The organism is Litchfieldia sinesaloumensis, from assembly GCF_900156865.1.
Lineage (GTDB): Bacteria > Bacillota > Bacilli > Bacillales > Bacillaceae_L > Ferdinandcohnia > Ferdinandcohnia sinesaloumensis.
The window spans coordinates 558630-568927 of record NZ_LT732529.1; the positions used below are offsets into that span (position 1 = coordinate 558630).

The 10298-nt window shown below is 38.3% G+C and carries 11 protein-coding genes and 2 pseudogenes; 11 read left to right on the top strand and 2 right to left on the bottom strand.

The window, feature by feature from the left end:
• The first annotated feature begins 107 nt into the window (after positions 1-107).
• From CZ490_RS02675 to CZ490_RS22130, 3 genes and pseudogenes are all read left to right on the top strand, one after another.
• Complete coding sequence (locus CZ490_RS02675; protein ID WP_077617434.1) at positions 108-1292, top strand: DUF5667 domain-containing protein; 1185 nt, start codon at positions 108-110, stop codon at positions 1290-1292.
• Between the two features lie 145 nt (positions 1293-1437).
• Positions 1438-1782, top strand: a complete 345-nt coding sequence (locus tag CZ490_RS02680) for a hypothetical protein (RefSeq protein ID WP_077617435.1) — start codon at positions 1438-1440, stop codon at positions 1780-1782.
• A gap of 86 nt (positions 1783-1868) precedes the next feature.
• Positions 1869-1964, top strand: a pseudogene (locus tag CZ490_RS22130) (acetyltransferase); the annotation flags it as partial.
• Between the two features lie 268 nt (positions 1965-2232).
• On the opposite strand, the gene CZ490_RS02685 reads toward CZ490_RS22130, so the two are convergent.
• A complete protein-coding gene (locus tag CZ490_RS02685) occupies positions 2233-2556 on the bottom strand; it encodes a hypothetical protein (protein ID WP_077617436.1) in 324 nt (107 codons plus the stop codon).
• Between the two features lie 147 nt (positions 2557-2703).
• Between CZ490_RS02685 and CZ490_RS02690 the strand changes: the two genes are divergently transcribed.
• The 3 genes from CZ490_RS02690 to CZ490_RS02700 are packed head-to-tail and all read left to right on the top strand — an operon-like array spanning position 2704 to position 4865.
• Positions 2704-2907, top strand: coding sequence for a hypothetical protein (locus tag CZ490_RS02690; protein ID WP_077617437.1), 204 nt, complete (start codon positions 2704-2706; stop codon positions 2905-2907).
• A gap of 43 nt (positions 2908-2950) precedes the next feature.
• A complete protein-coding gene (locus CZ490_RS02695) occupies positions 2951-4096 on the top strand; it encodes a GNAT family N-acetyltransferase (RefSeq protein ID WP_077617438.1) in 1146 nt (381 codons plus the stop codon).
• A 25-nt stretch (positions 4097-4121) separates the two neighbouring features.
• The gene (locus tag CZ490_RS02700; protein ID WP_077617439.1) at positions 4122-4865 is read left to right on the top strand and encodes a hypothetical protein; all 744 of its coding nucleotides are present in this window, start codon (positions 4122-4124) and stop codon (positions 4863-4865) included.
• A 36-nt stretch (positions 4866-4901) separates the two neighbouring features.
• Here CZ490_RS02700 and CZ490_RS02705 read toward each other — a convergent pair whose 3' ends face one another.
• Entirely contained in the window at positions 4902-5897 is a 996-nt protein-coding gene (locus tag CZ490_RS02705) for a zinc-binding dehydrogenase (protein ID WP_077617440.1), read from the bottom strand.
• Between the two features lie 608 nt (positions 5898-6505).
• Here CZ490_RS02705 and CZ490_RS02710 point away from each other — a divergent pair.
• From CZ490_RS02710 to CZ490_RS02730, 5 genes and pseudogenes are all read left to right on the top strand, one after another.
• Positions 6506-7576 (top strand): DmpA family aminopeptidase, encoded by a 1071-nt coding sequence (locus CZ490_RS02710; RefSeq protein WP_234987159.1) that lies wholly within the window; start codon positions 6506-6508, stop codon positions 7574-7576.
• Between the two features lie 12 nt (positions 7577-7588).
• Positions 7589-8290 (top strand): gamma-glutamyl-gamma-aminobutyrate hydrolase family protein, encoded by a 702-nt coding sequence (locus CZ490_RS02715; RefSeq protein ID WP_077617442.1) that lies wholly within the window; start codon positions 7589-7591, stop codon positions 8288-8290.
• Positions 8291-8405: 115 nt separating this feature from the next.
• The gene (locus tag CZ490_RS02720; RefSeq protein WP_077617443.1) at positions 8406-8852 is read left to right on the top strand and encodes a GyrI-like domain-containing protein; all 447 of its coding nucleotides are present in this window, start codon (positions 8406-8408) and stop codon (positions 8850-8852) included.
• A gap of 133 nt (positions 8853-8985) precedes the next feature.
• Positions 8986-9804, top strand: coding sequence for an ADP-ribosylglycohydrolase family protein (locus CZ490_RS02725; RefSeq protein WP_077617444.1), 819 nt, complete (start codon positions 8986-8988; stop codon positions 9802-9804).
• Between the two features lie 215 nt (positions 9805-10019).
• Positions 10020-10298 (top strand): annotated as a pseudogene (locus tag CZ490_RS02730) (Crp/Fnr family transcriptional regulator); the annotation flags it as partial.

Below are 10298 nucleotides of genomic sequence, written 5' to 3' on the forward strand. Positions count from 1 at the left end.
CATAGACTTAAGAATCATATATTATTTTCCATTGTAGAAGACGGACATATACGTGTCAGCTTCCGTCGAATGTTTTATCGTTAATTAATATTAGGGGGAACCAGAACATGACGAAACGCAAGATCAAGAAGTCTATCATCAGCGGAACGGTGGCATCAGCACTTATTTTATCATTAGCTACACCAGTCGCTTTTGCAAATGAGGAAGGAACAGATTTAGAGTCAGTTGTTACTGAGGAAGCAGTTGCAGAGGATATCCCGGTAAACTATGAGACACCAGAAGAGAAGGTTGTAGAAGAAAACATTGGTGACGAAGCGACGGAAGAAGTAGTCGAAGGTGAAGAAGTAATAGAGGATAATACAACTGAAAATGATGAATCTGATGAAAGTAAAGAGGACGTTCAAACTGAAGAAGTACCATCTCTAGTACCTGGGGATTTCTTTTATTTTGTAAAACTAATGATTGAAAAAGTACGTCTTGCAGTAACGGTTGATGATTATAAGGAGGCAAAGCTTCTAGCAGATTTCGCAGCTGAACGCATTGCAGAGGCAAATGCCTTATTATCAGAAGGTAAAACAGAAGAAGCTGAAGAATTGCTACAAAAAGCAATTGAAACACAAGAGGCTGCAACCGAAAATCTAACGGATTCTGAAGAGGTTGCAAACGATGAAAACGAAGCAACTGAAGATGAGGCTTCTGAAGTGGAAGTTGTTGAAGAAGAAGCTACCGAAGTCGGTGTAGAAGAAGTAACTATAGATTCAGAAAGTACAGAAGTTAAGGTGAAACTCGCAAATAATATTGACGCATTAACCGCAGCTCTTGCTAAGGTGAAAAACCCAACTGCTCAACAAGCATTGATGAAAAATATTCAAAAGTCATTTGCGAAACTAGATAAAAAACTTACTAAAATGGAGAAAAAGGCAGGTAAATCTGAGGTTACAGAACAAGAAGAAGTAATCGAAAAAACAACTGAAGAACCAGTTGTCGAGCAAGAAGTAGCTGTTGAGGATGTAGTGGGTGAACCAGTGGTGGAAGAAACAACAGAAATAGATGTACAACCAGTAGTCGCTCCTCCTGTAGTAGAAAAGAAACAAGGAACAGTAAATGAAAAGCGCGAGAAAGCTCAGCAAAAGGCACAAGAGAAACAGCAACAAGCCCAAGAGAAAAAGGCTGAAAGACAACCAATTGCAAAAGAGAACAAGCAAAATAACAATTCAAATAAAAACAACGGTCAAAACAAAGGGAATAATGGAAACGGAAATGGCAATGGCAACGGGAACGGCAAAAACTAGGAACTAACGCTAATATTAAAAGGGGTGAAATCACAATGATTTCATCCCTTTATCTTTTACTAGATACTCCTAATTCTGTGTAAATTAGCTTAATATTTTTAATGTGGTATGATTAGAGGAGATACTTCCCAAGGAGGATGACCAAATGAGTACCGTAAAACGTAAAGGCGATAACAAGTTTTCATTCGAAAATGAGCGGGTCCTTTGTTTGACACAGGTTATTGAACGGACAGAAAACAATGTGACCAAGAAGATGGTGGTACGTGATAAGAAAATGGGTATTGATTTTTCGGTTGTCATTCCGATAAGGCTAAAGAAGAATGGTGATGTTCATTACTATGCCTCAAAGGAGTTTATGATTAAGGGAAAAAAGATTGCTAAGAAATATACAATGTCAAAATACTATGATTCGTTAGGTGAATGGGAATCACTTCAGAGTGAGTTTTTTGACCCGTACAATAGAACAGTGAATAAATTAATATATAAATAAGTAAATGCTAGTGATGCTTAATGCAAACAGAAAGAGAAAAAGTGGTTGCTTGAGAGCTTTATAATCCAGTTGACCAAGAGCCTGTGGTGATTGCATCTGGTGCCGTCGTTACGAAGGATGTTCCTGAAAATGTGGTAGTTGGTGGAAACCCAGCTAAAGTTATAAAAGAAATCACTTGTTAAAAGAAAAAGAGCGAGATGACAAGCCATAGATCAATATGGCTAAATTCTCTTGCTCTTTTTTGTTTTTTACACTTATAGATAACTCTAAATGTAATCACACTAGGATGACTTTTGTTTTGTTATATTATTTATTTGAGAAAAGGTCTTTAAAGGCTTGCGTAATTTCAATGCCTTGGAAGATAAATAGACTAGTCACCGTTAGAGAGCATAATCCAATCATAATAAATCTAAACCACATAATTTTTCCCTCCTTGATTTTTAAAGTGATCTAAAAACAAGGAGCTTCTACCACATAATTTGATTGGTAGAAAACGGGTGTTATCCATAGGGGGGTTATGGAGGTTTGGTTCAATTCAATGTTTTTAAAAAACACTCGAAGGACGATAAAAACCGCAGTGATTGAAAAAAGAACCCAAGAAATCTTTGGTTTATCATCATCATTAGAAGAAAGATTGTCGTAAGAAAGACCTTTTATTATTACTGTGTTTTCTTGAATGTCCGCTGATTTAAACGCTTGGGAATGTGCGATTGTAGCTGAAAAAGACATGATCGCAACAAACATAATGATGGTAAGAACCAATTGTTTCTTCATTATTACCATCTCCCTATTGTTAATGTTATTATCTTACACCCGTTGAAATGAAAAATCTATAAAAAAATTTTTACAAAGAATGAAGAATCTTTATAGTAAATTGAAAAATCTAGTAACTATGTTAACCTAAAATAGGGGTGAGGATAAATGAGTAAAAGAAGAAAATTAAATCTATACACCGCAGTGATTGTGAGTTTACTTATCGTCAGTATGGGGGTTGTTAGAATTATAGATATGAGAGAAAACCATACACTAAATCTGGACATCGCAGAAGCATGTATGGATGAGGGTGGTACGGTTGTTAGTGTACAAGACCATATCTTTAGTCTATCAGAGGTAAGTTGCGAGTAAAATATTTCAGTACGGGTTGATTTTTATATAGGAGTTGGTTGAGATGCGCATTGAGAGAATTACAGAAGACCGATTTTCAGATTCACTTCATTTATCAGAGTATGCTTTCCAGTATAAAGTACCAAAAGAAGAGCGAAAAGAAGTCTTTAAAAAGGTAAGTAAACACCAAATTTATGGAATCTATGAAGATGACATATTAGCTGCTAAGCTTCATCTGATTCCGCTGACTACCTACCTTGGTGAACAAATGTTTAAAATGGGCGGGATTGCCGGTGTTGCCACATATCCGGAATACCGGAGAAGAGGCTATGTAAATGAACTGCTGACCTATACACTTGAAACCATGAAGGCACAGGGATTTACCGTGTCAATGCTTCATCCATTTGATGTTTCTTTTTACCGGAAGTATGGGTGGGAGTTATTTAGCAATCGCTTAAAGACGGTACTGCAGCAGGCTGATTTAGTAATGCTCGAACCTACAAACGGGACCGTGAAGCGTTATGATTCTGAAACGATAAACGTTGAAAAACTCAATCAGATTTATGCAAGATATGCTTCACAATTTTCAGGATTGCTAGTTCGTGAGGCTGATTGGTGGAATGGTGTGCTTGATGATCTTCGTATTGCCGTTTATTATGATGTGGAGCAAAATCCTACGGGGTATATCCTTTATGAAACGAAGGATAATAAAATGAAAGTTGAGGAGTTTGTCCCGGTAAATTTTGAGGCACGTCGAGGGTTATGGAACTTTATTTGTCAACATGACTCAATGATTTCCGAGCTTGAAATGATTACATATGAAAAAGAACCGTTATTTTTTGCGTTAAAAAAACAAAAAACGGTTAAACGCGAGGTTCATCCGTATTTTATGGCCCGAATTGTAGATGTTGAGTCTTTTTTAACAGAATTTACATTCGCGGGAAATGAAACGGTAAAACTACAAATTACAGACCCATATGCAACATGGAATGAAAATACCTATCTCGTAAAAAATGGCACAGTTAATGTCACTGATGATCACGAAGGGGCACTACAGCTTTCTATTAATGCAATATCAACGGCACTCTTTGGTCACCAGCGTCCAACAGAATTATTTGAAGCAGGAATGATAACCGGGGATAAAAATCAAGTAGATGCCTTTGAAAGAATAATCCCTAATCGTCCTGCGTATATGTATGATTTCTTTTAAGGAGTAGCTTTAAGGAGGAACACGTGTGGCAATCGTAGCTTCTTCAATGTTCGATACGTATAAGAGTAAAATTCTATCCTTACCAATGGATTATACAGAAACAGACCTCAAAAGTGAGACCTTTCTATTAGATAAGGATGAAAACAAGCATCTTGAAATCTATTATGCGCCTTTTGAATATGTGAATGAAGCTGCAAAGGTGATGATTGTAGGAATTACACCGGGCCTCCATCAAATGAAGAGGTCCTACTCGACGATACTCGATCCGACCTATCAAGGCCTATCAGACGAAGACCTACTTCATCAGGTAAAGAAAAACTCTAGCTTTGAAGGGCCGATGAGAAAGTATCTTATTCAAATGCTAGATAAATTGGGTTTACACTCCTATTTAGACATTGCATCAACTAGTGAGTTGTTTTCGACTTCGTCTCATCTTGTTCAAACTGCATCGGTGATTCGGTATCCTGTTTTTTATAAGGGAAAAAACTATAGTGGTTCAACACCGAAGATGTTAAAAACAGAAGTGTTAAAAAAACATATTATGGAAAGTTTTACAAAGGAAATCGAGAGTATGCAAGAACCGCTAATCATCCCTTTAGGAGTAAATGTAACCGCTGTGTTCGAAAACCTTGTTGAAAAAGGATATGTAGCGCCTACTGCCATTCTTTACGGATTTCCGCATACTTCAGGTGGAAACGGCCACCGTCATCGCCAATTCGCAGAAAACCAGGAACAAATGAAGAAAAAACTGGCGAGTTATTTTGGATAAAAAAACTGCACTCCAAGTCGGGTGCAGTTTTTCTTGTTAGTCTTCAATTTTAATTGCAATTTTTCCAAACTGTTCTGCTTCATCAATACGTTGCATTGCTTCCGCTGTTTCCGAAAGAGGAAATACTTTATCAATTACAGGTTTGATTTGATGTTCACTTACAAATTGAAGCATTTCATTAAATTCTTCTGTACTAGCCATGGTTGAGCCAAGTAAGGTATATTGACCATAGAAAAATTCTCGAAGATTAAAATCTACGCTATCACCTGCAGATGCCCCAAATGTGACCATCTTTCCACCTTTTCGAAGCTGCCCAAGAGATTTGTGGAAAGTTGCAGCTCCAACTGTCTCAACCACGATATCAGCTTTTTCTCCGTTCAACGCTTCATTCCAGTCACCGTTACTGTTAATCGCAACATCAGCACCAAGTTCGAGCGCGCGTTTTAACTTAGCTTCGGAGCGGGAAGTCACAATCACACGTGCTCCAATTGCTTTTGCAAAGAGTAATAGGAAGGTTACCGCACCACTTCCGATACCAGGCAAAAGTACAGTATCACTCGGTTTAACATCTGCACGAGTAAATAATGCACGATATGCAGTCATCGCAGCAAGTGCCAATACGCCAGCCTCATCCCATGATAAATGTGCTGGTTTTGGTGCGATATTATCTGCAGATATTGTAATTTTTTCAGCAAAGGTCCCGTGGTCAGGTAAACCAAGAATCTGATGACCCTCAGGTGGCGCATCGCTTTTTTCCTTCCAGCCTAAAGAAGGATTAAGGATCACCTCATCGCCAATCTGAACACCTTCAACACCAGGGCCTACTGCTTCGACAATTCCGGCGCCATCTGAACCAATAACGAGTGGTGGATCTGTTTCTTTATGTCTATGTAAAATAAATAAATCACGGTGATTGAGGCCAGAACTTTTTAACTTAACCTTCACTTCACCTTGTTTTGGTTCAATCTCATCAATATCTGAATAGGATGTTCCGTCTAAACCCGGAACTTTATAATGTAAAAACGCTTTCATGTTTTCCCCTCCCAATTTGTCAGCACGATAGTTTTATTTTAATTGAATTCTGCAGAAGATTTCAACTAATTGGATTTGTGGTGGATGTGAGGGGCACAGTTGTACCCCTTGGAAGAAGCGAGAGTTGAGTGGAGGCGTGCAAGGATTTGGTTAGCGCCTATATAAAAATAGGAGAAGGTAAACCCGCAAACGAGAGATACAGGTTCGCACATGGATAAAATTAGGAAACGGTAAACCCGCAAACGAGAGATACAGGTTCGCACATGGATAAAATTAGGAAACGGTAAACCCGTAAACGAGAGATACAGGTTCGCATTTGGATAAAATTAGGAAACGGCAAACCCGCAAACGAGAGATACAGGTTCGCACATGGATAAAATTAGGAAACGGCAAACCCGCAAACGAGAGATACAGGTTCGTATTTGGATAAAATTAGGAAACGGTAAACCCGCAAACGAGAGATACAGGTTCGCATTTGGATAAAATTAGGAAACGTCGCACCCACAAAGTGTAAATAGATGCTCTCATTAGGATAAAATTAGGAAAAGCCGAACCTGACAATGAGAAGAAAGAGATGCAAGTAGTCTATACTATAAACAAACATATGTATGAAAGGGATATCAATTATGAAAAAGAGACTACGTGATTACGGAATTGTAATCGGCAGCTTACAACCAGGTCCATTAAATATAATAACAGATGTAAAGGGAGTCAAAGTAGGGCACTCCACGCTTTCAAACGGTGACATTCAAACCGGGGTAACGGCAATCATCCCCCATGAGAATAATATTTTTAACAATAAAGTCGTGGCTGCATCATATGCTATGAATGGGTTTGGAAAGACGATTGGTACATTGCAAATCGATGAGCTTGGTACAATTGAAACCCCGATTTTGCTCACGAACACACTAAGTGTAGGCGTAGCTGCACATCAGCTGATCAACTATATGCTTGAGCAAAATGAGGAAATTGGCAATACAACGGGTACCGTAAATCCTGTTGTTGGTGAGTGCAATGATATGTTCCTAAATAATATTCGGGAGCAGGTAATCACGGAGGAACACGTTAAAGAAGCATTAGAATCAGTGGATACTCAGTTTGAAGAAGGCAGTATTGGTGCTGGCAGGGGGATGAAATGCTTTGGATTAAAAGGAGGAGTTGGCTCATCGTCCAGAATCCTTACATATCCACATGGCACCTATACTATCGGGGTTTTAGTGGTATCAAATTTTGGGAAAATTGAGCAACTTAGGCTAAACGGAATGGATGTGGGTACCAAGATAAAAGCAAAACTTCCTGCACGAGAAGAGGAAGGTGACAAGGGTTCAATTATGATTATCATCGCAACCGATTTGCCAGTTACATCACGTCAAGTAAGACGAATCATTAAGCGGGCTTCAGTCGGGCTAAGTCGAACAGGTTCAATCATGGGAACTGGAAGTGGAGACATTTTTATTGGTTTTTCAACAGCAAACAAAATGAGTCACGAAAACAAAGAGAAATTGCTTATGATTCAAGCAATTCATGAAGAGGATATCGACCTGGCTTTTCAAGGAGTTGCCGAGGCAACAGAGGAAGCTATCTTAAACTCAATGCTAACGTCAACAACAACAGTTGGACGTAATGGAAACGTCCTTTATTCATTAGCTGAATTTATGGATGAAATTATTCCGAAATGAGGGGGAATCCACATGAATAAACCGATTATTGGTGTTACCTCACATGTTGAATTGGATTCTAAACATACGCTGTCGAATGATTATATTCAAGCAGTCATTGAAGCAAGAGGAATTCCTATTATTTTACCAATTGGGGTTAATGAAGATGTTTCACAGATTGCGACTAAGATAGACGGACTACTTTTAACAGGGGGTGGGGATATTGACCCAACTTTATTTGGTGAAGAACCTCATCCAAACCTTGGTACGATTTCACCGGGAAGGGATAGTGTTGAACCTGCCTTGATTAGAGAAGTGCTTACTTCTAATAAGCCAATCCTTGCAATTTGTCGTGGAATTCAAATCTTAAACATCGCACTAGGCGGGGATATGTATCAAGATATTTATGATCAGCACGAGACCAAACTTCTGCAGCATTCTCAGAAGGCAACAAAGAGCCATCTTTCACATTTTGTGAAGGCGAAGGAAGGTAGTTTATTAGCATCTATTGCGGAAAACACCGAGTTTAAGGTGAATACGTATCATCACCAATCAGTTCGCCATGTTCCATATCCACTTGAGGTTTCCGGGGTAGCCTCGGATGGCATTATCGAAGCCATTGAGAGTACAGGGCATCCCTTTGTATTAGGGGTTCAGTGGCACCCAGAATGTTTGGCGGTAAATGGTGACGAAGTTTCGAAACGGATTTTTACTAGGTTTGTAGAAAGTTGTTAAAGATAATAATTTAAGGGTCGTATTAAGCCTTACTTCAAAACAGGAAGTAAGGCTTTTAGCGTCGAATTATATAGTTTAGTATATTATGTAATTTATGTGGATGGGAGAGTTTATTATGTCATATATGATGGTAAAGAAAGAATTTATGGTTATCGGTTTAAAAGGAAGTGGGGAGTTTGTTAACTTTGGAATTGACGTTCCCTTGCTTGCAAAGAAATTAATAAGTCGTTCTCATGAAATCCCTCATTCAACTGAGATAGAAATCGCATTATACGAGCCTAAAAAGGACTTGGAACACAAGATAGGTGATTATTATGTGGGATTACTTGTAAGTGAAAAAATAAATGAAGTACCACAAGGACTGGAGTTAATTGAAATTAAAAAAAATTATATAACTACTAGAGGTAACATAAACAATTTAGGTGAACTTCATTTGGATTTGTTAAATTGGGGAGAAGCGCAAGGATATCATAGAGACCTCGATTCTTTAATTGTCGAGACATATCATCCCATTGTCGACGGAGGGGAAGAAGTACAAATTTATTTGCCTATTAAAGAGTAAGCGACAGTTCAATCCTTAACCTATGTTTAAGGTAATAGGAAATGCCGGGTTAAGTATTATCCCTGACAGTTTAAGCAAAATATCATTAAGACAGAGCATCATTTGAAAAGTGGTGTTGTAAGGTGGTGAAGTTATGAGTAATCGGTTAAAAAATGCTATATATGGATTGGCTGTTGCTGACGCTCTGGGAGTTCCTTACGAATTCAAGCAAAGAGGAACATTCAAATGTACGGATATGATTGGTTACGGAACGTGGGACCAGCCAAAAGGAACATGGTCAGATGATACATCGATGACTTTGGCAACATGCAAAAGCATAAAGGACAAGCGGAAAATAGAAACAGAAGATATGATGAAGAATTTTAGATTGTGGTATAAAAAGGGAAATTTTACAGCACATAATGAAGTATTCGATATCGGGGGAACGACACAATATGCAATAACTACTGGTCAAGGCGTAAACGACGTAAACGCTAATGGAAATGGGTCACTGATGAGAATCCTTCCACTAGCGTTTATAGATTGTACTGAGGAAGAAATAAGAAAGGTTTCAAATTTAACACATGCGCATGAGTGGTCAACAAAAGCCTGTATTATTTATGTGAAGATAGCAAAAGGACTGATTAATGGGGAGAACATAGGTATAATGGTGAAAAGCAATAAAGAAGAGGAACCTTACCATAGGCTTTCCTATATTCATGAACTTCAAGAAACTGAAATTAAATCAAGCGGTTTTGTTGTGGATACATTAGAGGCTGCACTTTGGTGCGTAGCAACAACGAATAGCTACTCTACCTGCGTATTAAAAGCTGTGAACCTTGGAAATGACACGGATACTGTTGCTGCAGTAGCAGGAGGTTTAGCTGGAATTATCTATGGTTATGAAAATATCCCAGAGAAATGGATTAACGAATTGGCAAATAAGGAACTAATAAATGAATGTTTATTTTAAACAAAAGGCACTCACTCGAGTGTTCTTTTTGCTTTTCCTAGGTTGGGCCAATTTAGATTGATTCTCTCCTTTTCTATCTCGTCACAATTCATTCACAAATCATTGAACAAATTGTGAAATACTTCACATTTATATTGTGAAATTGTTCACATGGATTTATAGTATAGACATAGAGATAAAACAAATAAAAAAGAGGATTAAGGAGAGGGTTCAAGATGATCAACACATTTATTAGAGAAAACCGATGGGCAGCAGCTATTTTAACAGTTTTACGTGTATACCTTGGTTGGACTTGGATGACAGCTGGATGGGGCAAAATCACAGGTGGATTTGATGCAGGTGGCTTCCTTGGGAATGTTGTAGCAAACCCTGTACTAGATAAAGCAACAGGCACTGCACTTTATCCAACATACACTGCTTTCGTTGAAGGCTTTGCCGTTCCAAACGTAGAACTTATCAACATTATGATTCCTTGGGGAGAATTCCTTGTAGGA

Bases quoted from the DNA above. Each gene is read 5' to 3' on its own strand.
- CZ490_RS02675 (WP_077617434.1), top strand. From the start codon at position 108: ATGACGAAACGCAAGATCAAGAAGTCTATCATCAGCGGAACGGTGGCA.
- CZ490_RS02680 (WP_077617435.1), top strand. From the start codon at position 1,438: ATGAGTACCGTAAAACGTAAAGGCGATAACAAGTTTTCATTCGAAAAT.
- CZ490_RS02685 (WP_077617436.1), bottom strand. From the start codon at position 2,556: ATGAAGAAACAATTGGTTCTTACCATCATTATGTTTGTTGCGATCATG.
- CZ490_RS02690 (WP_077617437.1), top strand. From the start codon at position 2,704: ATGAGTAAAAGAAGAAAATTAAATCTATACACCGCAGTGATTGTGAGT.
- CZ490_RS02695 (WP_077617438.1), top strand. From the start codon at position 2,951: ATGCGCATTGAGAGAATTACAGAAGACCGATTTTCAGATTCACTTCAT.
- CZ490_RS02705 (WP_077617440.1), bottom strand. From the start codon at position 5,897: ATGAAAGCGTTTTTACATTATAAAGTTCCGGGTTTAGACGGAACATCC.
- CZ490_RS02710 (WP_234987159.1), top strand. From the start codon at position 6,506: ATGAAAGGGATATCAATTATGAAAAAGAGACTACGTGATTACGGAATT.
- CZ490_RS02715 (WP_077617442.1), top strand. From the start codon at position 7,589: ATGAATAAACCGATTATTGGTGTTACCTCACATGTTGAATTGGATTCT.
- CZ490_RS02720 (WP_077617443.1), top strand. From the start codon at position 8,406: ATGTCATATATGATGGTAAAGAAAGAATTTATGGTTATCGGTTTAAAA.
- CZ490_RS02725 (WP_077617444.1), top strand. From the start codon at position 8,986: ATGAGTAATCGGTTAAAAAATGCTATATATGGATTGGCTGTTGCTGAC.